The 21,170-nt window shown below is 70.1% G+C and carries 21 protein-coding genes; 4 read left to right on the top strand and 17 right to left on the bottom strand.

Annotation, left to right across the window (positions count from 1 at the left end; all coding sequences use genetic code 11):
* Positions 1 to 523: 523 nt before the first annotated feature.
* The 10 genes from F3H10_RS12945 to F3H10_RS12900 all read right to left on the bottom strand — a co-directional run bounded on the left by F3H10_RS12945 (position 524) and on the right by F3H10_RS12900 (position 8,440).
* Complete coding sequence (locus F3H10_RS12945) at positions 524 to 1,570, bottom strand: NAD(P)-dependent glycerol-1-phosphate dehydrogenase (protein ID WP_149785176.1); 1,047 nt, start codon at positions 1,568 to 1,570, stop codon at positions 524 to 526.
* Positions 1,571 to 1,655: 85 nt separating this feature from the next.
* A complete protein-coding gene (locus F3H10_RS12940) occupies positions 1,656 to 2,348 on the bottom strand; it encodes a LysE family translocator (protein ID WP_149785175.1) in 693 nt (230 codons plus the stop codon).
* 95 nt (positions 2,349 to 2,443) lie between these two features.
* A complete protein-coding gene (locus tag F3H10_RS12935; RefSeq protein ID WP_149785174.1) occupies positions 2,444 to 3,121 on the bottom strand; it encodes a metal-dependent transcriptional regulator in 678 nt (225 codons plus the stop codon).
* A 33-nt stretch (positions 3,122 to 3,154) separates the two neighbouring features.
* Positions 3,155 to 4,855 (bottom strand): cobyric acid synthase, encoded by a 1,701-nt coding sequence (locus tag F3H10_RS12930; protein WP_149785173.1) that lies wholly within the window; start codon positions 4,853 to 4,855, stop codon positions 3,155 to 3,157.
* The gene (locus F3H10_RS12925) at positions 4,852 to 5,250 is read right to left on the bottom strand and encodes a hypothetical protein (RefSeq protein ID WP_223174314.1); all 399 of its coding nucleotides are present in this window, start codon (positions 5,248 to 5,250) and stop codon (positions 4,852 to 4,854) included. Before F3H10_RS12925 ends, F3H10_RS12930 begins: the two co-directional genes overlap by 4 nt.
* Complete coding sequence (locus F3H10_RS12920; protein ID WP_149785172.1) at positions 5,250 to 5,972, bottom strand: cob(I)yrinic acid a,c-diamide adenosyltransferase; 723 nt, start codon at positions 5,970 to 5,972, stop codon at positions 5,250 to 5,252. The genes F3H10_RS12925 and F3H10_RS12920 overlap by 1 nt, the downstream gene beginning before the upstream one ends.
* 89 nt (positions 5,973 to 6,061) lie before the next feature.
* Positions 6,062 to 6,334, bottom strand: a complete 273-nt coding sequence (locus F3H10_RS12915) for a DUF7385 family protein (protein ID WP_122106178.1) — start codon at positions 6,332 to 6,334, stop codon at positions 6,062 to 6,064.
* A gap of 94 nt (positions 6,335 to 6,428) precedes the next feature.
* Positions 6,429 to 7,445 (bottom strand): aldo/keto reductase, encoded by a 1,017-nt coding sequence (locus tag F3H10_RS12910; protein ID WP_149785171.1) that lies wholly within the window; start codon positions 7,443 to 7,445, stop codon positions 6,429 to 6,431.
* Positions 7,446 to 7,526: 81 nt separating this feature from the next.
* Positions 7,527 to 8,075, bottom strand: a complete 549-nt coding sequence (locus F3H10_RS12905) for a GNAT family N-acetyltransferase (RefSeq protein WP_149785170.1) — start codon at positions 8,073 to 8,075, stop codon at positions 7,527 to 7,529.
* Positions 8,072 to 8,440 (bottom strand): universal stress protein, encoded by a 369-nt coding sequence (locus F3H10_RS12900; RefSeq protein ID WP_149785169.1) that lies wholly within the window; start codon positions 8,438 to 8,440, stop codon positions 8,072 to 8,074. Before F3H10_RS12900 ends, F3H10_RS12905 begins: the two co-directional genes overlap by 4 nt.
* Positions 8,441 to 8,641: 201 nt before the next feature.
* Here F3H10_RS12900 and F3H10_RS12895 point away from each other — a divergent pair, with 201 nt between their 5' ends.
* Together F3H10_RS12895 and F3H10_RS12890 are read left to right on the top strand one after the other, a co-directional pair.
* Positions 8,642 to 9,502 carry a DUF5806 family protein gene (locus F3H10_RS12895; RefSeq protein WP_149785168.1) on the top strand — a complete coding sequence of 287 codons (861 nt, stop codon included), beginning with the start codon at positions 8,642 to 8,644 and terminating at the stop codon, positions 9,500 to 9,502.
* Positions 9,503 to 9,504: 2 nt separating this feature from the next.
* Positions 9,505 to 11,049, top strand: a complete 1,545-nt coding sequence (locus F3H10_RS12890) for a PAS domain S-box protein (RefSeq protein WP_149785167.1) — start codon at positions 9,505 to 9,507, stop codon at positions 11,047 to 11,049.
* Positions 11,050 to 11,067: 18 nt separating this feature from the next.
* Here F3H10_RS12890 and F3H10_RS12885 read toward each other — a convergent pair whose 3' ends face one another.
* The 5 genes from F3H10_RS12885 to F3H10_RS12865 all read right to left on the bottom strand — a co-directional run bounded on the left by F3H10_RS12885 (position 11,068) and on the right by F3H10_RS12865 (position 17,691).
* Positions 11,068 to 12,789, bottom strand: a complete 1,722-nt coding sequence (locus F3H10_RS12885) for an aldehyde ferredoxin oxidoreductase family protein (protein WP_149785166.1) — start codon at positions 12,787 to 12,789, stop codon at positions 11,068 to 11,070.
* 88 nt (positions 12,790 to 12,877) lie between these two features.
* On the bottom strand, positions 12,878 to 13,531 hold the full coding sequence (locus tag F3H10_RS12880) for a hypothetical protein (protein WP_149785165.1): 654 nt from the start codon (positions 13,529 to 13,531) through the stop codon (positions 12,878 to 12,880).
* A 56-nt stretch (positions 13,532 to 13,587) separates the two neighbouring features.
* Complete coding sequence (locus tag F3H10_RS12875) at positions 13,588 to 14,868, bottom strand: amidohydrolase (RefSeq protein WP_149785164.1); 1,281 nt, start codon at positions 14,866 to 14,868, stop codon at positions 13,588 to 13,590.
* An 80-nt stretch (positions 14,869 to 14,948) separates the two neighbouring features.
* Complete coding sequence (locus F3H10_RS12870; protein WP_149785163.1) at positions 14,949 to 16,331, bottom strand: aspartate aminotransferase family protein; 1,383 nt, start codon at positions 16,329 to 16,331, stop codon at positions 14,949 to 14,951.
* A gap of 79 nt (positions 16,332 to 16,410) precedes the next feature.
* Positions 16,411 to 17,691, bottom strand: a complete 1,281-nt coding sequence (locus tag F3H10_RS12865; protein ID WP_223174313.1) for a DUF6498-containing protein — start codon at positions 17,689 to 17,691, stop codon at positions 16,411 to 16,413.
* A gap of 208 nt (positions 17,692 to 17,899) precedes the next feature.
* On the opposite strand from F3H10_RS12865, the gene F3H10_RS12860 reads away from it, so the two are divergent.
* A complete protein-coding gene (locus F3H10_RS12860) occupies positions 17,900 to 18,472 on the top strand; it encodes a putative glycolipid-binding domain-containing protein (protein WP_149785162.1) in 573 nt (190 codons plus the stop codon).
* Positions 18,473 to 18,489: 17 nt separating this feature from the next.
* Here F3H10_RS12860 and F3H10_RS12855 read toward each other — a convergent pair whose 3' ends face one another.
* The gene (locus tag F3H10_RS12855; RefSeq protein WP_149785161.1) at positions 18,490 to 19,449 is read right to left on the bottom strand and encodes a hydroxyacid dehydrogenase; all 960 of its coding nucleotides are present in this window, start codon (positions 19,447 to 19,449) and stop codon (positions 18,490 to 18,492) included.
* A gap of 124 nt (positions 19,450 to 19,573) precedes the next feature.
* The gene (locus F3H10_RS12850; RefSeq protein ID WP_149785160.1) at positions 19,574 to 20,464 is read right to left on the bottom strand and encodes a mechanosensitive ion channel family protein; all 891 of its coding nucleotides are present in this window, start codon (positions 20,462 to 20,464) and stop codon (positions 19,574 to 19,576) included.
* A gap of 99 nt (positions 20,465 to 20,563) precedes the next feature.
* Between F3H10_RS12850 and F3H10_RS12845 the strand changes: the two genes are divergently transcribed.
* Positions 20,564 to 21,130 (top strand): sugar O-acetyltransferase, encoded by a 567-nt coding sequence (locus F3H10_RS12845; RefSeq protein ID WP_149785159.1) that lies wholly within the window; start codon positions 20,564 to 20,566, stop codon positions 21,128 to 21,130.
* The last annotated feature ends 40 nt before the right edge of the window (positions 21,131 to 21,170 follow it).

Here is a 21,170-nt window from a genome sequence, read left to right as displayed (position 1 = left end):
GGTTGTTTCATTGATGATCGAGGTGAGGAGAAGGGAGTCGTTGCTGGCGCGATGACCATTCCCGAAGCCCCAGTCGCGAGGACTCGGGGGCCTCGCTGTGGTCTTCGTCGCTCACTATGTTCGCTCCTGCGGTCCTTGCTTCGGCCGCCGTCGCCCTCGCGACAGCGAGGCGCTCCGCGCCTCTGGCAGCCGGCGGCGAAGCCGCCGGCGACTGCCCCTTTGAGTCCCATCCCTCACAGCGCCGCACCTCACGCCTCCCCAGCCTCGCCGCTCCCTTCGGTCGCGGCGTCCCTCGCGGGCTCCTCGCGCCCTCCGGGCGCTCGCAGGCGCGCCACCGCGATTGATCGTTACTTCATCTGTACTGAACAGTGGTGATCGAGCGGCTCACCGACGGAGTCGGCTTTTCCCTCCTGGTTTTTCGAGGAGCGGTTCCCGAAGCGAACGTAGTGAGCGAGGGTAGCCGACGACAAAAAGGTGGTATATCGAACGAAGTCGAAAGCGCGGGTTCCGTCCTCGGGTCTCCTCAGATCACGCCCGTCGCGGTCGCGACCTCGATCGCGGCCTCCTCGTTGATCCCGCCCTGGAGGATCGTGTAGCGGTCGCGGATCTCGTGGGCGCTCGTGAGCGCGGTGATCAGTTCCTCGTCGTCGACGCCGAGCTCCGCGGCGGTGGTCGGCGCGTCGAGCTCGCCGAGCGCCTCGCGGATCGCGGCCCACTCGCCGTTCTCGCCGCTGTGGAGGTACTCGGTCATGATCGAGGCGACGCCGACCTGGTGGCCGTGGAGCGCCTTGCCGGGCGCGATCCGGTCGAGTTGGTGGGAGATGAGGTGTTCCGCGCCCGAGGCGGGCCGCGAGGAGCCCGCGATGGACATCGCGACCCCCGAGGAGACGAGCGCCTTCACGACCACCCACGACGACTCCTCCAGGCCGGGGCGGATCATGTCGGCGTTCTCGACGAGCAGTTCGGCGGTCATCTCCGAGAGCGCGCCCGCGTACTCGCTGTACTCGACGTTTCGCAGCCGGCGGGCCAGTCGCCAGTCCTTCACGGCGGTGTAATTCGAGATGATGTCCGCACAGCCCGCGGTGGTGAGCCGCCAGGGGGCCTCCGCGAGCAGTTCGGTGTCGGCGACGACCGCGAGTGGCGGGTCGGCCGCAACCGAATGGCGCGTGTCGCCCTCGGGGATCGACGAGCGGCCGGAGACGATGCCGTCGTGGGAGGCGACCGTCGGCACGGAGACGAAGCCGACGCCGAGGTGGTCGGCCGCCATCTTCGCGATGTCGATGGGCTTGCCGCCGCCCAGGGCGATCAAATAGCCCGGATCAACCTCCTCCGCGGTCGCCGTGAGCTGCTCGACGGCCTCGAAGGAGGCGTCCTCGACGACGGCGGTCGCCGGGTCCTCGAACTGCGCGCGCACCCGGTCGCCGGCGATCTCGTTCGGCGTCGGGCTGGTGACGATGAGCGGCCGCCCGGTGAGGTACAGCTCGCCGACCGCCGTCCCGAGGTCGTCGACGACGCCGTGGCCCACGAGCACGTTCCGCGGGAGCTTGATCCACGTGGACTTCTCGAACATACGGGTCGCTCACGCCGCCGAGTGAAAGCCGTTGTCCATGCGGTCTACGGGGTCGAAGCGGACCGGACCGGCGGAGGCCTCTCCGTCACCACGCGAGCACCGCGGTCGCCGCGTCGTACAGGAAGTAGACGCCGAACCCGCCGAGCACGAGCGCCGAGCCGACGGCGACGACCGGACCGATCGCCTGAATGCGGTTCTCGGCCGCCGCGAGGCTCACGGGAAAGAGCGTCACCCAGCCCAACACGCCGAGGAAGAACCCGCCGAGGAGCGCCGGCGACCCGGTCGAAACGACGAGCGCGCCCGCGAGGTCGTCGCCGACGAGCGGTAACGGCGCGAGGACGTCGAGCTCGCCCGGCCGCAACATCCCGACGCCGACGGTGAGCCAGAACAGCACCTGAAACGGGTTCGTCAGCGCCAGCGCGAGCGCCTTCCGGAACCCCTTGCCGTCCTCGACCATGGGATCCTCGCCCGTGGTGGGACGGAAGGAGGCGCGTGCGTCGCGGGCCGTGCCGACCGCGAAGTAGCACATCAGACAGCCGCCGACGCCGATCATGGCGGTCTGGAGCCGCGGGACGGACTGGACGAACGAGACCACGCCGAGGTACGCGAGGACGAAGAACAGGAAGTCGGCGGTCGCCGCGCCGAGCCCCGCGCGGGTGCCGGCCGGCCACCCGCGAAGGACCGCCTCCTCGGCGATGACCGCGTTCATCGGGCCCGGCGGGGCCGCGAGCGCGAGCCCGAAAATGACGCCGACGAGGATCGTTACGACCGTGTTCACGTCAACGTACAGGAGGGTTCGCGTGAAAAACCTCGCGACTGGGGGCTCTTTCGCCGACTGCTTCGCGCGTCCGCGACCACGACCACGACGAGCCGCTACGACCGCTCTGTGGACTCCGCGACCTCCTCCACGCGGATCGAGCGGGCGACCTCGATCGGGAGGCTCTGTTCGCCCTCCGGCGTCAGGACGGTCACCATCCCGAACGGCGCGACGTCGACGACCTCGACCGTCGTTCCGGGCGTGATCCCGGCGTCGGCGAGGTAGTCGAGCTCGTCGTCGTCGCGGTCGGAGACCCGCGTGACGACCACCCGGTCGCCCTCGGGGTGATCGGAGAGCCGCGGGCCGCTCCCCTCGTCGATGGGCTCGAGGTCCGCGCCGGGGATCGGGTCGCCGTGGGGGTCCACGTCGGGGTCGCCGAGGGCGTCGGCGACGCGGCGCTCGAACTCCTCGGAGATGTGGTGTTCCAGCGCGTCCGCCTCCGCGTGGACGTCGCTCCAGTCGTAATCCAGTTGGTCGGCGAGGAACGCCTCGAGGAGTCGGTGGTGTCTGACGATCTCGAGGGCGACCGCCTCGCCCTCGGCGGTGAGTTCGACCCCCTGGTACGGCTCGCGGTCGACGAGCCCGCGGTCGGACAGCTTGCCGAGCATGTCGGTCACGGACGGCGGGGTCTTCTCGAGGTACTCGGCGATGGCGGACGTCGAGACGGGCGCGCCCTCCTCGGCCTGGAGGACGTAGATCGCCTTGAGGTAGTCCTCCATCACGTCGCTGAGCATTTATATGCGATCCCGCGGCGGCGGCCCAAATACCTACCGAACGGGTCCGAATCGGTCGCCGTCTCCCGGCAGTTCCAGCGCGGCGAGGTCGACGTGTTCGCGGAGGAGGGTCGCCGCCCGGTCGGCGGGGCCGTCGAGCCCGGTGGAATCGCCGTCGACCGTCCCTCCGTGGGGTTCGTCCTCGATTCCCGATCGCTCGCGAACGCGGGCGAGGAACCCGCGACGGACCCCGTCGTTCTCGAAGAGCCCGTGGAGGTACGTCCCGAGGACGTCGCCGGCGGCCGCGCCGAGTTCGATCCCCGTTCGGTCGCCCTCCGGGTCGGAGAGGGGCGTGGAGAACCCGGGCGAGGGCGGCTCCGCTCCCGACGCTCGGGTCGTCTCGCCCATGTGGATCTCGTAGCCCGCGGCGTCGAGCACCCGTCCGTCGCCCGCGCCGGGTTCCGTGGCGGCCGAGTCCACGAGGTCGGTCCTCTCCGGGTCCAACCGGAGTTCGGCGGCGACGACGCGTTTCTCGGCGGAGAAGGCGGTCTCGACCGGGAGCAGGCCGAACCCGTCGACGACTCCCGGCGCGTCCCGGTCCGCGCTCTCGACGTCCGCGTTCGTGATCCGTTCGCCGAGCAGTTGGTAGCCGCCACAGAGCCCGATGACGGGACCGTCGAAGGAGTCGAGCGCGGCGTCGAACCCGGCCTCCCGGCAGGCCCGGAGGTCGTCGACGGTGTTCTTCGTGCCGGGAATCACGACCGCGTCGACGTCCTCGAGATCGGCGTCGAGCGGGACGAACGCGACGCGGACGCCCGGCTCGGCCGCGAGCGGCTCCACGTCGGTCGCGTTCGAGATCCGCGGGAGCCGGGGGACGGCGACGGTCACCGCCTCCGCGTCGGCGACGCCGTCGCTTCCGCCCCGGATCGCCCGCTCGCCCGGGTCGGGGAGCGCGACGCTGTCCTCCTCGGGCAACCCGGGGTCGTCGTGGGGGATCACGCCGAGGACGGGGACGCCGGTCCGGTCCTCGAAGGCGTCGATCCCGGGGTCGAGCAGGCTCCGATCGCCGCGGAACTTGGTGACGACCGCGCCGACGACGCGGTCGCGAAGGTCCGCGGGAAGCAGCTCGAGGGTCCCGACCAGCGCGGCGAAGACGCCCCCCCGCTCGATGTCGGCGACGAGGAGGATCTCCGCGCCCTCCGACGATCCCGCCCCTTCGGGCGGATCCACGTCCCCGAACAGCCGCGCCGTCTCCACGTTCGCGAGGTCCCGATCGCGGAGGTTGATCTCGGCGATCGAGCCGGCTCCCTCCGCGACGATCACGTCGTGGTCGGCGGCGAGCCGCCGGTGGGCCGCCGCCGCGGCCTCGCGGGCCTCCTCCCACCGGTCGCCGTAGTAGTCGGTCGCGGAGGCGTGTGCGACCGCCTGCCCGTTCACCACCAATTGGCTCTCGCCCTCGCCGCGGGGCTTTAAGAGCACGGGGTTGTGGTCGGTCTCCGGACCGACGCGGGCGGCCCGGGCCTGGACGTACTGGGAGACGCCCACCTCGCCGAACGCCGCGTCGACATCCGCCCCCGGCGAGGTACGAACCGCACGCGCGTTGTTCGACATGTTCTGGGCCTTGTACGGGGCAACGGCGACGCCGGCGTCGGCGAGGTGTCGACAGAGTCCCGCGGCGACCGTCGACTTCCCCACGTGCGAGGCGGTGCCCGCGACGAGGAGGGTCCGGGCCGCGGCGTGTGGATCGTCGGTCATTCCTCGGATCCCCCGCCGACGTCCGAGACGTGACTCGTGTCGGATCCCGGCCGCTCCGCGATCCGCGCGGCGAGTCCGCGGGCGGCCGCGACGTGGGCGTCCGCCTCCCCGTCGCCGGTCCCGTCGATCTCCGCGAGCAGTTCCCGGATCTCGGCGGCGCGCTCGCCGGCGACCGACTCCTCGAGACCGCCGGCCGTGAGTTCGGCCGCGAGCGCCTGTGCCTCCCCGAGGTACCAGCCGGCCTCCCGCTCAACCGGAAGCGTCTCGGTGGCGACGAGGTGGTCGTGAAGCGTCGTCGCGGGATCGACTTCCGCGTCTTCGGGGTCGGCATCGGCTCCGTCACCGTCGGCGGGACCGGCGGTCGGGCCGCCGCTCCCGCCCGACCCGTCGACCATCAGTACTCCGTGCCCTTCCGGGCGCGCTGGCCGGCGTCGATCGGGTGTTTCTCCTTGCCGACGCGGGTGATCAGGTTCGCCGCGTCCTCGAGGTACGCCGGGCGTTCGTGGCTGCCCGTGAGCACGAGCTCGAGCCCGTCAGGCTTCCGGTCGATCAGATCGAGCACCTCCTCGGGGGAGATCAGCCCGCGGTCGGCCGCGTAGAGGACCTCGTCGAGGACCAGCATGTGGACGCCGGCGTCGGGCTCGGCGTCGAGCGGGATCGGTTCCTCGAGATCCGCGTCGCTCGCGGCGTCGATCAGCTCGCGCGCGCGATCGAGCCCCGCCCGTGCGTCCCGTTCGTGGTCGTCGTCGTCGGAGCCGTCGGCCAGCCCGTGCCAGCCGTAGTGGCCGGTGTTCTCGAAGGAGAACCCGGACAGCGCCCGGATCGCGTTGTACTCGCCGCGGACGGCCTCCACGGAGTCCGCGCCGCCCTTCATGAACTGGAGCATGTGGACGCGGTGCCCGTGGCCGACCGCGCGGGCGCCCATCCCGAACGCGGCCGTCGTCTTCCCCTTCCCGTCGCCCCACCAGGCCTGAACGAGCCCGAACTTCTCGGGCGCGCTCGCCTCGATCGGGTCCGCGTCGGGCGTGATCCCGCGGCCGGGCGTGTTCCGCTCGGCGGCGCTCGATTCGGTCGCGTTCGGTTCGGTCGCGTTCGGCTCGGCAGCGTCGTCGGTCATACGGTCCCGTCGGTGTCGACGTCCTTGAATCGGGGCGGTCCGTGTCGCGTCGATCGACGATCGCCCGGTCCCCGTCGCTCGCCGGTCGATCACTCGTCGTGGATGAACACCAGCCGGCGGTCCTCGGTGTTACAGATACACAACTCGATCCCGTCGCGGGTCGCGCCGATCCGCTGCCAGCCGTGGTCGCTGACGAAAAGCGTCTGGAACACGCCGAGGTCACATTCCGGGTTCGGGCAGCCGACGCCGGCCGCGTTCTTGTACACCGTCGTGCCGCCGCCGGAGCCCTGCCGGACCAGCCCGTCGGTCAGCGAACGGAACTCCTCGGCCGACATCGCTCCCGCCGTGTCATCCTCGCTCATACTCCCGGATTCGCGGCCCATGGTATAAAAACGACCCGCCGGCCGGGAGGTCCGGAAACCGGGACCGGTCGGTGGCGTCGGAGCTCCCGGCCGATCAGTGCCCCCAGCGCCGGCCCTCCTCGTCGTATCGGGCGTCCGTGATCCGGTCGTGTTGGTCCCGGGTGATCGACACCTCCGCGGCCCCGAGGTTCTCCTCGAGCTGGTCGACCGTGCGCGCGCCGACGATGGGGACGCAGGTGAACGCCTCCTGGTCCATGAGCCAGCGCAGCGCCACCTGTGCGGGGGTGGCGTCGACCTCGTCTGCGACCGTACGGACCGCCTCGAGCACCTTCCAGCCGCGCTCGGAGAGGTAGAAGCGCTCGAACCGCTCGTCGAAGCTCCCGCGGGAGCCGTCCGGAGCCCGTACCGACTTCGGGTCGTCGGGGTCCGCGCGGGTGTACTTGCCCGTGAGGAACCCGCCGGCGAGCGGGGAGTACGGACACACCGCGAGGTCCTGGTCCTCGGCGACCGAGAGGTACTCCTCGACGTCCTCGTAGTAGCCGGCGTGAAACAGCGGCTGGGTCACCTCGAAGCGCTCGTAGTCGTTCACGTCCGACTTCCAGAGCGCCTTCGTGAGCTGCCAGGCCGCCATCGTCGACGCGCCGAGGTAGTTCACCCTCCCGTCCGCGACCAGCCCGTCGAGCGCCGACAGCGTCTCCTCGATCGGCGTCTCCTCGTCCCACCGGTGGATGTAGTACAGGTCGAGGTAGTCGGTGCCGAGCCGGTCGAGCGTTCCCTCGATCTGGTTGCGGATATGGGTCCGTGAGAGTCCCGAGCCGTTCGGGTTTGAGTCGTCGAAGCCGAAGTACACCTTCGAGGCGAGCACGTACTGCTCGCGGTCGCGCGTCTCGAGCCAGTTCCCGACGTACTCCTCGCTCGTCCCGTTGGGGTCGCCGTAGACGTTCGCGGTGTCGACGAAGTTGCCGCCGCGGTCGGCGAACGCGTCGAGCAGTCCGTGCGCCTGCTCCTCGTCCGTCTCGAGGACGCCGCCCGTCTTCCGGCCGAACCGCCACGTGCCGAAGCAGAGTTCGGAGACGCGCGTTCCCGTCGACCCCAGCCGTCGATAGTCCATGCGAAGGGATCCGCGGCGCGAACCAAAAGCGTGGCTCACCGGAGCGGACGCGTCACTGCTCGTCCGCCGACTCTCCGTCGCCTACTCCTCGTCCGCCGACTCGTTCAACCGGAGCGCCATCTCCAGCTCGAAGCTCTCGGCGTTGGAGGTCTCGAAGCCGATCTTCTCGTAGAGCGACACCGCCGCTCGGTTCCACCGCTCGACGGTGAGCCAGACCTTCTCCACGCCCTCGGCCTGTCCGTGGCCGAGCAGGCCGCGGATGAGACGGGTTCCGATCCCGGCCTCCTGATACGTCTGGTGGACGAATATCGCGAGCTCGTAGGCGTCGTCGTCGGGGACGAGTGTCGCGTGGCCCGCCACCTCGTCGTCACACCAGGCGACCACGTTGAGGCAGTCGTCCGTGAGGATCGCCTCGAGCCACGTCCGGATCCGCGTCTCCCCGCCCGGCGGGATCCCCTGTGCGCGGTCCGACGGGTCGAACGCGGTGTACATCGCCACCAGCGCCTCCTCGGTCCCCTCGGCCCCGTCGTAGGCGCGTATCTCGACCTCCCGGTCCTCCCGGTCGGTGAACGCGATCGGAGGCGGTTCGAACCGTTCGGCGGCCGTCTCCGGGTATCGGCGGTCGTTCATCTGACCAACGTGACCGACGTCATGCTGTTCAACAGGACGAACTCGGCGATCGGTCCGATGGTGATCTTTCCCATCGGGCTCGTCTGTCCCCCGCCGAGGACGATCTCGTCGAACCCCTCGCGTTCGGCGACGTCCACGAGCCGACTTCCGGGGTCGCCCTCGAGGTGTCGGACCTCCGCGTCGATCCCGGCGTCCGCTATCGCCTCCTCGGCCCGCTTCGTGACCTCCTCGACGGCGACCTCGGAGTTCGGGTTCTCCACGACCGCGACGGTGAGTTCGTCGCCGGCGACGGCCGCGCGGTCGACCGTCCGCTCGAGCGCTCGGAGCGAGTCGTCGCTTCCGCCGATCCCACAGAGCACCTTCATGCCCCTCACCTCGCGCGCCGGTCTCAAAAGGGTTCGCCGTGCGGGATCGCCGCCGCGTCCGAGCACACCTCCGCGGGCGCCGCCGCGAGCATCGCAACGCCCCCGTCTCCCCCGGGGTGGCGGGTGGGATCCGCCGACCACGACGGGGATCGTTCGACGCCACCCACAACCCTTTCATCCGCCCGTCGAGTGTGGTCGAGCATGACCGATCCTTCCGGCTCCCCGGCCGACGCCCCGACGGACGACGGGGCGACAGATCCGGGCGACCGCGGCGACGGGGACGGAGTCACTGCCGACGTCGACGACTCCGGAGCCGATGCCGCTGCGTCCGCCGGTGGCGACGCTGCCGACGACGCGGTCGGCAACGGCGGTTCCGATACCGACGCCGCCGATAGCGACACCGGCGGCCACGCCGCCGACACCGCCGCCGAGGACCACGCCGGCGCCGATGTCGACAGCGACGCCGATGTCGACAGCGACGCCGCCGACGCCGATGTCGACAGCGACGCCGCCGACGCCGATGCCGAGGGCGTTCCTCGAGACGTGCGCAAGTACGAGCGGTTCAAGAAGATGGACGGCGCGCGCTACGAGCGCGTCAACGAGTTCCTTCGGGACCGGACGTACATCACGGCCCGCGAGTGGGCGATCGCGCGGCTCTGTGCGGACTTCCGCACCGAGACCGGCGTCGAGATGACGAAGATCGGCGAGAACCTCCCCGAACTCGTCCCCTTCATGACGGACACCTACACGCCGCAGGCGGTCAACCAGGCGCGGTACTCCTTCGAGGAGAAGGTGACGAAGGCGGGCGCGACGTTCCTCTACGGCGCGATGTCGGGATTCTTCACCGCGGAGGACTTGGACGAGATGATGTACGAGGTGACGGAGGTCGCGAAGTTCCTCCTGGAGGTCGAGGGCGTCGACCTCGCCGTCGCCGACGAGCTGGAGGCCGAAGACCGGATCAGCGAGGTGATGCGCGAGGTCCGCGCCTCCTCGGCGGACCTCCGCGGCGAGGAGGTCCGTTGTCCGGAGTGCGGTCACGTCCACGAGCCGACGGAGGAGTAGCGATGGACCGATTCCCCGAGGCGCTCGACGGGCTTCCCGACCCGGTCGTGGTGATCGACACCGACGGCGTCGTCCGCGCCGGCAACGACCGCGTCGAGACGGTGCTCGGGTACGACCCCGCTGAACTGGAGGGTTCGAGCGTCGGATCCCTTCTGTATGACCCGTACGGCGGCTCCTCGGGCGAGGACCTCGAGCGGTACGTGACCGATCCCGAGCCGCGGTCGATGGCGGCGAGCCTCGAACTGGTCGCCCGCCGAGCCGACGGGAGCGAGGTCCCGGTGACGGTCAGTCTCGGGCCGTTCGAACGGGCCGGCGAGACGTACCTGGTCGCCACGATGGTCGACGTCAGGGAGCGCCGCGAGAACCGGGCGGAGCTCCACCGTCGAACGCGGACGCTGGAGGCGTTACAGGAGGCGACACAGGACCTGCTGAAGACGACCGACCGGGTGCTCGCCGCGGAGGCGGCGGTCGAGTACGTCGAGGACGTCCTCGGACACCCGATCGCGGCGCTCTGGCTGTACGACGAGAAGGCGGACGCGCTCGAACCGGTCGCGTGGACTGACGCCGCCGACGAGCTCATCGGCGATCACCCGCGATTCACCGCCGACGATCCGAGCATCTCCTGGAAGGTGTTCGAGTCCGGAAACCCGGAGTACGTCGCCGACACCCACGCGGAGCCGGACCGATACAACCCCGACTCGCCCATCCGGAGCGAGCTCGTCCTCCCGCTCGGCCGCTACGGCGTCATCGACATCGGGGCCACGCGGCGGGACGCCTTCGACGAGTCGGACCTCGCCGTCGCACGCCTCTGGGCGGCGACCGTGACGATGGTGTTCGTCCGGATCGAGCGCGAACGCCAGCTCCGGGTGCGCGAGGACGAGATCGCCCGGGAGCGCGACCGGCTCGAGGAGTTCGCCGGCCTCGTCTCACACGACCTTCGGAACCCGCTCAACGTCGCGCGCGGGAACCTCGACATGGTTCGCGACCGGCTCGAGGAGGCGGGCGAGCGGCCGGGAGAGATCGACACCGTGGCCCGGTCGCTCGATCGGATGGACGCGCTCGTCGAGGACATGCTGGCACTCGCCAGACAGGGCGAGGCGATCGACGTGACGGAGCCGGTGACGCTCTCGGGCATCGCCGAGGAGTGTTGGGAGAACGTCGACACCGCGGACGCCTCGCTCGTCGTCGGCGAGGACCTACGCTTCCGGGCCGACCGGAGCCGGCTGCGGCAGGCCCTCGAGAACCTGATCGCCAACGCCGTCATCCACGGCGGCGACGCGGTCGCGATCGAGGTCGGCGCGCTCGCGGACGGAACCGGTTTCTACCTCGCCGACGACGGCCCGGGAATCCCGGAGGAGTTCCGGGAGGACGTGTTCTCGGCGGGGGTCTCGACCGATCCCGACGGGACCGGGTTCGGACTGAAGATCGTCTCCGAGGTGGCCGACGCACACGGGTGGTCCGTCTCGCTCGGCGACGGCGAGGTCGGCGCTCGCTTCGAGTTCCGCGGCGTCGACTCCGCGAGTGCCGTCACCGACGGGCTGGCGTGAAGAAGGGTCGGGTCGCGTTCAGTCGTCCGCCGTCCCGGCGGAGCGGTCGACGACGCCGTCGTCGTACCCCGGAACCGTCCCGTCGTCGTTCCAGTCGCGGATCTCGTAGTACTCCGAGAGCCCCTCGTCGAACGCCTCGATCTGGTCGACGTACGGGAGCGTGTCGTCGCCGCGGTCGAAGCCGCGGGCGTTGTTGAACGCGCGCTCCATCTCGACGACCCGGCCGCCGGTGTCGACGAGGTCCGCGTAGTCGGCGTCGAGCAGCGCCGCCAGCCGCTCGTCGGTGACGACACCCCGGGAGAACTTACAGATGACCGCGGAGTCGAGGATCGCGTTACGGTTCTCCTTCTCGACGATCTTCGGCGGCTTCCCGTCCAGTCCGTTCGGCTCGAAGGCGTCCTCCTTGCTCACGAGCGGGTACTCGTACGGGTAGAACTCCGCGTACATGTGGTCGGCTCCGCGGTTCGAGGTCGCGAACGCGAGCCCCTGGCCGTTGAGCGACCGGCCGTCGTGTGCCGAGAAGGTCATCCCCTTCACCGTCCAGTCTTCCGCGCCGAACTCCTCGTGGGCCCGGTGGATCCCCTCCGCGAGCGTGTCGCCGACGCCCTCGCGGTAGGCGATCTGCTCGACCACGGAGCGGGCGAGCTCGGCGTTGCCGAACTCGTCCTCGCTCTCGAGGAACATCGAGACCACGTTGCCACAGGAGATGGTGTCCATGCCGAGCTCGTCACAGAGCTGGTTGGCCGCCATCACGTCGACCATCTCGTCGACGCCGGCGTTGCTGCCGAACGCCATCACGGTCTCGAACTCCGGACCCTCGGTCTCGATGCCGCGCTCCTCGTCGCGGGTCGGCAGCTTGCACGCGAACGCGCAGTTCGAGCAGGTCCCCTTCTTGTACTTCTTCTCCTCGACGCGGTCGCCGGAGATCCCCTCGACGCCCTCGAAGGACTGCTCGGAGAAGTAGTAGGAGGGGAGCGCGTCCATCGCGTTCGAGAGCTCGGTCACGCTCGTGGTCCCCTGGCGTTTCATGATCGAGTCCGACGTCGCCGCCTCCCGGTGGACCTCCCCGGCGTCGTCGGGCCAGTCGAGTTCGATCTCGGCGTCGGCGTCGCCGTCGAACGTGAGCGCCTTCACGCCCTTCGCGCCGAGGACGGCCCCCAGCCCGCCCCGACCGAACGCGCGCGTCTCCGAGGTCATGATCGACGCGAAGCGGACGCCGTTCTCGCCCGCCGGACCGATACACGCCAGGTGTTCGGCCTCCAGATCGCGCTCCGTCTCGACGTACTCCGACACCGCCGGGACCTCCGCCTGCTCGAGCTCCGGGACCTCCTCGAACTCGACGACCGGCGTGCCGTCCTCGTCGGCCTCGCGGACGTGGAGCGCGAGCAGTTCGTCGCTCGCGCCGACGATCTCGACGGCGGCGTAGCCCGCTCCGGTGAAGTTCCGCGAGAGGAACCCGCCCGCGTTCGAGGAGAACATCCCGTTCGTGAGCGGCGAGACGCTCGTCGCCGCCATGCGCCCCGTGTACGAGGTCGTGGAGTACTGCATCGGTCCCGTCGAGAAGTAGATCCGGTTCTCCGGGCCGAGCGGGTCGGCGTCGAACGGGATCCGCTCGTAGGCGAGCCGGGTGTTGAGCCCTCGTCCACCGATGAACTCCGAGAGCACGTCGTCGATCGGCTCCGCCGTGACCGTCCTGTCCGTCAGGTCGATCGAGAGGAGTTCCCCCTGTGCGTGTTTCATACCGATCCCTACGACGGCCGGGCGATAAAAGTTCAGGTGACTCGCGTTCCCGGAACCGACCCCGGGAGAGCGAAGCCAAACTTCGCCGTCAGTCCCCCTTCGTCAGCTCCTCGACGGCCCTGTCACGCTGCTCCTCGCTCTCGCGGAGCTCCGTGGCGAACTCGTCGACGCGCGCTTTGAGTCCGTCGCGAACGTCGTCGGGCGTGAACTCCTCGGACATCGACAGCAGACGGACGAACGCTCGAAGCTCCTCGTCGGTTATCCGCTCGAACTCGTCGTCCTCGATCTTCGCTATCACCTCGTCGACGTCGATCTGCCCGACGGGATCGACGTTGAACTCGACGCGGACCATCCGGTAGTCCGATCCCGCGAGCCGCTGTTCGGACTTGGCGACGCCCTCCGAGAGCATGTCCTTGAACGGGGTGACGTATCCCATCGTCCCCAGATGGAGGAACGCGAGCATGTCGGTTATCCCCCGCGTGTACGCCTCACGGTCCTCGTCGTCGGGATCGAAGACGGTCTTCCGGTCGCGGTCCTCCAAACACTCGTACAGGATGCTGAAATCGAGGACCGCGTTCCTGACTCGCCGGCGGATCCGGTTGCGCTTCTGTTTTTTCGAGTGCTCGGTGTAGTCGGTCTTGCGACCGAGGAGGAAATCGCGGTCCGAGGGAGTCAAGATCCCGCGAGGTCGGTCGGCGTCCGCCGCCGTTTCGAGCGACGGGGGCAGCTCGTCCTGGGACATACCCGAAAACCGGGGGCTCAGCGGATTAATGGTTGTGGTCGGTGAAGTCGTCCGTCCTACGACCGGTCCGCACCCAAAGCGGAGACGACCTCGGTCAGGAGCTCGACGCCGACGTCGAGCGCCCGTTCGTCGAGGTCGAACGTCGGCGTGTGGTGGCTGGTCGGGTGGTCCGCGCCGACGATCAGGTACAGCGCCCGCCCGCCGTTCCCGTGGACCCGGTCCATCAGGAACGTCGCGTCCTCGCTCGCCTCCAGCGGGGCCTCGGGAACCACCTCGTCGATCGACGGCACGGTCCGGGCCACGCCCTCGACGAGTTCCGCGAGCGTCGGGTCGCCGTCGACCCGGATGGACTCGCTGATCCGGCGGATCACCACGTCGCACTCGTGGAGCTCCGCGGCCGCGTACAGGACCCGCTCGAGCTCCGTCCGCATGTACTCCATCAGCGCGGTCGTCTCGCCGCGGACCTCGCCGTCGAGGGTGATCTCCTCGGCGATCACGTTGCTCGCGCTCCCGCCCTCCACGCGCCCGAAGTTCACCCGGGTGAGCCCGTCGCCGTGGCGGGCGATCCCGTAGGCGTTCTGTACCGCCGTCGTCATCGCCTGCATCGCGTTCGTCCCGCCGCTCGGCTCCTTGCCGGCGTGCGCGCTCGCCCCCTCGAAGGTCGCGTTGATGTGTGCCATCGCGAGCGGCCGGGTCGCGTTCGCGACGACCGTGCCCGTCGGCCGGCCGAGCCCGAGGTGGAACGCGAGCAGCTCGTCGACGTCGTCGACGTAGCCCCCCTCGGCCAGCGGCTTGCCCCCGCCGGCGACCTCCTCGGCCGGCTGGAAGAACACCCGGAAGGTCCCCTCGAAGTCGCTCGCCTTCACCGCCTCGAGCGTCCCGAGCGCGACCGTGGCGTGCGCGTCGTGCCCGCAGGCGTGCATGTACCCCTCGTGTTCCGATCCGAACCCCTCGTCGGCGGGGCGGTGGCCCGCCGCCTCCGACTCCGGGATCGAGACGCCGTCCATGTCGACCCGCAGGCCGACCGTCGGCCCCTCGCCGTTCCGCACGGTCGCGACGGCACCCGTGTGCCCGCCGGCGGTCAGTTCGAGTATCTCGGGGGCGACGCCCGCCGCCGCCGCCCGGTCGTGCCACTCGGCGAGCGTCTCCTCCGGCGGGACGGCCATCCGGTGTTCCGAGGAGAGCGCCTCCCGGCCGATCGCGAGGTCGTCGACGCCGATCCGCCGGATCTCCTCGACGATCCGGGCGGTCGTGCGGAACTCACACCAGCCGGGCTCCGGACGTCTGTGGAACGCCCGTCGTATGGACGAGAGTCGGTTCCGCACGTCGTGAGACATTGGTTCTTCGGTGGTATACCGCGAACGAATATAAGTGATTCAGTCGGGGCGGGACGGCACTCCCGGAGACGCTCCCCGGTCTACCGCGAGGCGGCCGTCTCCGCGGTGACGTGGTCGATCGCGTCGACGATCACGTCCACCGCGGTGTCGGCCAGATCGCGGGTCAACACGAGCGGCGGCAACAGGCGGAGGACGTTGCCGTGGCGGCCGGCCGTCCAGACGAGGACGCCGTGCTCGAAGCAGTACTGCTGGATCGCCTCGACCGCGTCGCCGTCGGGGTTCCCGTCCTCGTCGACGAACTCCGCGCCGATGAACAGCCCGCGGCCGCGGACCTCGCCCAGCCGGTCGTTCCCCTCGGTCGCGGTTCGGAGCCGACCGCGGACGTGCTCGCCGAGGTCGCGGGCGTGTGCCAGCAGGTCGTGCTCCTGGACGTACTCGATCGCGCGGGTGCCGGCGCGCATCGCGACGACGTGCCCGCGGTAGGTGCCGGCGTGGCCGCCGGCGTCCCACGTGTCGAGGTCCTCGTGGTAGATCGTCGCCGACAGCGGGAAGCCGACGCCGCCGAGCGCCTTCGCGGTCGTCATGATGTCGGGCGTGACGCCGTGCCACTCGCTCGCCCACCACTGGCCCGAGCGGCCCATGCCGCTCTGGATCTCGTCGAACATCAGCGGGATGTCGTTCTCGGTGGCGATCTCCCGGAGGCCCTTCAGGAAGCCCTCGGGCGGGACGATGACGCCGCCCTCGCCCTGGATGGGCTCGACGAAGATGCCGGCGGGGTTCGCGAGCCCGCCGTAGGGGTCCTCGATGATCTCCTCGACCTCCTTGAGCGCGCGGGCACACGAGTCGCCGGACTCCTCGCGGTCGATGAATGGCGACGGGTACTTCGCGTGGACCACGTCGGGGATGAGGGGGGTGTAGTCGTCCTTGAACCCCTTGTTCGAGGTGAGCGCCATCGCGCCGGAGGTCGCGCCGTGGTAGCTCCCGCGGAAGGCGATCAGCCCGTCGCCGCCGGTGTTGTACTTCGCGAGCTTGATCGCGGCCTCGACCGCGTCGCTGCCGGTCGGGCCGCCGAAGACGACCCGGTTCTCGCCCTGGAGGCCGGCCGGCGCGATCTCGTCGAGCTTCTCGATCAGGTCGAGTCGCGCCTCGGTCGGGAAGTCGACGGTGTGGACGAGCTTCTCGGTCTGTTCTCTGACCGCCTCCAGCACGTACGGGTTCGAGTGGCCGACGTTCAACACGCCGATGCCGGCGAACATGTCGATGTAGGTGTTGCCGTCGGCGTCGCGGATCGTCGCGCCCTTCCCCTCCTCGAACGCGACGGGGATGTCGTCGGGGTACGCCACCGCGCTGCTGTCGATCCGCTCCTGTTTCTCCAACAGCTCGCGGCTCTTCGGGCCGGGCACGGAGTCGACGTTCGGTGCGTCATCGAAGTGGATCTCCTCGATCGGTGGTCCTGCCGTCATACGTCCATCCACGGGAGTGGTCGTTATATAGGTTGTCCACGGATACGGCAAACACCGTATACGAAAATCGATATCGAGGTTACCGGTCGGATCCACGATCGGGTCGGCGGTCGAAGACGTCGACGACCCGGTCCGTACCGTCCTCGTCGGCCGGGAGCCGCGGAAGCCGGACCTCGCGGTCCCGTAACTCGACGGCGACCGTCGAGGTGCCGAGCCGCTCGTCGAGGCGGTCGCGCTCGATCCGCAGGCCCTCCTCGTCCCAGGGTTCGACCCGCCACAGCGCCGTCCCGCACGCCCGGTCGTAGCCGACGATCGCGTCGCCGTCGGCGTCGATCCGGTACTCGACCGCGCCGTACCGGACCAGCGAGTCGATCGCGACCGCGACGGGCGGGATCGCGACCGCGACGGCGACGAGCCCCAGGACGATCCCCCACGCCCGGCCGAGCGCGAAGAGGAGCGCCACGAGCAGACAGACGACCGAGAGGTACCACGGTCCCGGATGCTCGACGGGCGAGACCGGCTCGCCGAACAGCCGACCGGCGATCGAGGGGCGTATCCGGCGGTCCGCGTCCGCGAGGTCGTCCTCGACCGGGTCTCGAGTCGGGGGCTCGCGCGACCAGCCGAAGGGCCCGCCCGCGGACTCGTCGATCGCGGCGAGCCGGTCGCCGTACAGCCCCGCGAGGTCGAACGCGAACTTGACGAGGACGACGCCGACGAGGATCGGCACGCCGAACGCGACCGGGTCGGCCGCCTCCGTCGCGGTCGCGTCGCCGTCGACCCCGATCGCCTCCGCGACGACCGTCACCGTGAGGATCCCGCCGACGAGCACCGTCGCGAGCCGGAAGAAGACGCCCGAGACCGCCGTCCCCGCGCTCTCCTCGCGGTAGCCGCCGCGATGGAAGTAGTCGAGGACGGTCGTCCCGGCCTCCGAGAGGAGGACGACGCCCACCGCGATCGTGACCGTCTCGAGCGCGGCCGACGGGAGCGAGTCGGCCCCGACGAACCCCAACACGACGCCGCCGAGGACGAACCACGTGACCCCGAGGATCGGCGCGACCACGACGAGCGAGAGGACCGACGAGAGGTGGATCCGGACCCCGGTTCGGGGGATCGAGAGTGCGAGGGGTTTCGACGCCAGCGCGCCGAACACCAACGCGTCCGTGTCGAGGTCGCTCGGTCGGCCGGCGAACAGCCCGCGGACGACGGCGAAGAACGCGGCGATCCCGAGCTCGAACCAGTAGAGGGTCACGAGCGCCGCGGCGTTCCAGCCGAGCCAGACGACGCCGACGAGCGGCAGCAGGTTCGCGACGGCGACCGCCTCGGACCGGTTCGTTCCCGGGGGTCGATGGAGGGCGACCACGGGACCGCCTATGTGCGTCTTCGGGTATAGTTCGTTCGAGAAGGACGGCGCCGCCGCCTCCGTCTCGACCGCGTCTTCTCCGACGAGATCACGTCGTGGAACCGAACCCCGTACCAAGCGGGGGTCACGCTCGTCTCGGTTGCGGTCAGCACGGAGCGTCGATCTGCGAAGAGAAACGGCTATTCGCACCCACGACGTCCTCCGGCGTGTGAATCGAGACGTGTTCTGGTCTCCAGTCGTCGGGGTCGGAATGGAGTCGCTCCGCCTCATCGAGGACGCGGCGGGCGTCTCCGCGGAGAGCGTCGTCATCGGTTCGGTCGACGGGGAACCGTTTCGAGTCCGCTACGAGATCGACTGCGACCGGCGACACCGCGTTCAGCGGGTGGAAGTCGCCGTCCTCGGCCGGGAATCCACGTCGATCACGCTTCGAGCCGACGGGAACGGCAACTGGACCGACGGTCGAGGAAGGGAGGTCCCGTCGCTGGACGGATGTATCGACGTGGACGTCTCGGCGACGCCGTTCAGCAACACGCTCCCGATTCGACGGTTGGAACTCGACGGGAACGAGTCGGCCGAGATACGGGTCGCGTACGTTTCGGTACCGGACCTCCGAGTCGAGGCCGCCTCCCAGCGGTACACCTGCCTCGATCCGATCGACGAGGACGGCGGACGGTATCGCTACGAGAACACGTCCAGCGGCTTCACGGCAGAGTTGTCGGTCGACCGGGACGGACTCGTCGTCGACTATCCGGAGCTGTTCGACCGGGTCCCGCCCCGATAACCGCGAGCGATCCGCAGCTACTCGCGGACCTCCGGGTTCAGCGTCGTCTCGGGGACGCCGCCCTCGTGGACGGTCCGGACGTTTTCGGCGGCCGCCCGGCTCATGTTCTCGAGCGCGTCGTGGGAGACGCCCGCGTTGTGTTGGGTGAACACGGCCGACTCGCACTCGAGGAGCGGGTCGTCGGGCTCCGGGGGCTCCGTCTCGTACACGTCGACGCCGGCGCCCGCGATCGTTCCCTCCCGGAGGGCGCTCACGAGCGCGTCCTCGTCGACGACGCCGCCGCGGGCCGTGTTCACGAGGACGGCGTCCTCGGGGAGCGCGCCGATCTCCGCCTCGCCGATCGCGTGATACGTCTCGTCGGTCAGCGGCGCGTGGACGCTGGCGTCGTCGGCGCGCTCGAAGAGTTCGAGCGGCTCGTCGACCAGCGAGACGTTCTCCGGGAGGTCCGCGGGGTCGACGTACGGGTCGAACGCCACACAGGACACGCCGAAGCCCGAGAGCAGCGTCGCGACCCGCCGGCCCGCGTTGCCCGCGCCGAACAGCCCGAGGGTCCGGCCGGACAGGTCGTGACCGCGGAAGTCCGCGCGTCGCCAGTCGGCCTCCCGGGTCGCGCGGTCCGCGCGGACGACGTTCCGCTTGGCGGCCAGAAGCAGGGCCACGGCGTGTTCGGCCACCGAGTTCGTGTTCTCGCCGGGCGTGTTCGCCACGAGCACGCCGTGTTCGGTCGCGGCCTCGACGTCGACGTTGTCGACGCCGGTCCCGTGTTTGGCGATCACCTTCAGCCGGTCCGCGGCCGCGATCAGCTCCGCGGTCACAGGTCGCGTCCGCGTGATGACCGCGTCGTAGCGGTCGATGTCGGCCAGCAGCTCGTCCTCGTCGGCGTAGTCGGCGCGGCTCGTACAGTCGGCGACGTCGGCGAGCGACTCCGGCCCGACCGGGTCGATGGTCGGCGGGAGCAGCACGTTCCACCGTGTCATTGCGCCCCCGTCATCGGGGACGCGTATAGGCGCGTGCCTTCCGGAGATATCTGGCGACGGTCGCCAGCCGATCGACCGGCCGTCGCGTCGGCCATGCGGTCCGGCCGGCCGACGGTCGAGTCGGCTACTCGGTCCGCTCGACCTCGATCCGGCCCCGGAGGTCGCGCTTCGAGGCCGGACTGATCGTGACTCCCGCCGACTCCAGCCCGGACTTGGCCGCCCGGGCGTACCGCGATCGGAGCTCGAAGAGGTCGCGATCGCGGGGGTCATCGACCCAGTAGTGTATCCGCACCCCCACCGCGTCGCCTCCGAACTCCTCGACGTACGCGTGCGGGGCGGGCTCCTCGAGGACGCCCTCGATCCCGTCCACGGCCGTCTCGAGGACCCGGATCGCCTCGCCGACGTCGTCGTCGTAGGCGAGGTCGACGCGGTCGGTCATCCGGGACCGGTCCCGGGCGTACGGCCGCTCGATGGCCTGTTCGGTCAACACCGTGTTCGGGACGGTCACCAGACCGCCGTCCTGCGTGCGGACGCGCGTGATGCGGAGCGTGATCGACTCGACCGTCCCCTCGCCGGTCTCCCACTCGATGTAGTTCCCGACGTTGAACTCCGGGTCGACGACGAGGACGGTCCCGCTGACGAGCGACCCGATCACCGTCTGGGCCGCCACGCCGACCGCCAGCGTGGCGGCGGCGACGACGAGCGCGGAGTCGGCGATCAGGTCGCCGTAGCCGGCGACGCCCGCGCCGACGAGGAACGCGACGACGAGGACGAGCAGCCTGAGGTACCGGGATATCGCCTCCCGGAGCGTCGGGTTGTTCCGGTTGCGGCGATGGATCGCCCGGGAGACCATGGGCTCTACGAGGACCCATCCGAGAAACGTCACGACGAGGAATCCCGCGATGAACCACCCGGCGCGGGTCAGGACCGGCCAGTAGTCGACGAGGCCCTCCGGACCGGGTTCGGCCGTCGAAGCGATCGCCCCTCCGAGGACGACGGCGATGGCTGGGCCCATACGTCCCTCCGACGGTCGCGCCCTACAAAAACATCCCTCGCCGAACCGGCGGGGGACCGCCTCGAAAACCCTTATGGGAGTTGCTGCTCCCCCTCGAACGTGACGGACGAGAAGACGAGGATGCTGAGCGGGGACCCCTACGACGCCACGGACCCGGAGCTCGCGGCCGAGCGGGAGCGCGCACGGGACCTGACGGCGCGGTACAACCGGACCGCCGCGAGTGACGACGAGACGCGGCGGGAGCTGCTCTCCGAGCTGTTCGGATCCGTCGGCGAGGGCGCCGCGGTCGAACCGCCGTTTCGGTGTGATTACGGCTACAACGTCCACGTCGGCGACGACTTCTACGCCAACTTCGACTGCGTCCTCCTCGACGTCCGCCGGATCGAGATCGGCCGGAACTGCCTCGTCGGCCCCGGCACGCACGTCTACACCGCGACGCACCCGATCGACGCGGGGAAGCGCTCCGAGGGGCTGGAGTCCGGCGAGCCGGTGACGATCGGCGACGACGTCTGGATCGGGGGGAAAGCGGTGATCAACCCCGGCGTGACGGTCGGCGACGGCTCCGTGATCGCTTCCGGCGCGGTCGTCGTCGAGGACGTTCCCGCGGGCGTCGTCGTCGGCGGGAACCCGGCGACGGTCGTTCGGGAACTCGACGGCGGGGAATGACTCGGCGGCGAGGAGCGAGCGACCTGACGACGGGAAGTGC

Source organism: Halorubrum aquaticum, from assembly GCF_900113615.1.
In the GTDB taxonomy this organism is placed as follows: Archaea; Halobacteriota; Halobacteria; order Halobacteriales; family Haloferacaceae; genus Halorubrum; species Halorubrum aquaticum.
This window is presented reverse-complemented; position numbering and strand designations above follow the sequence as displayed.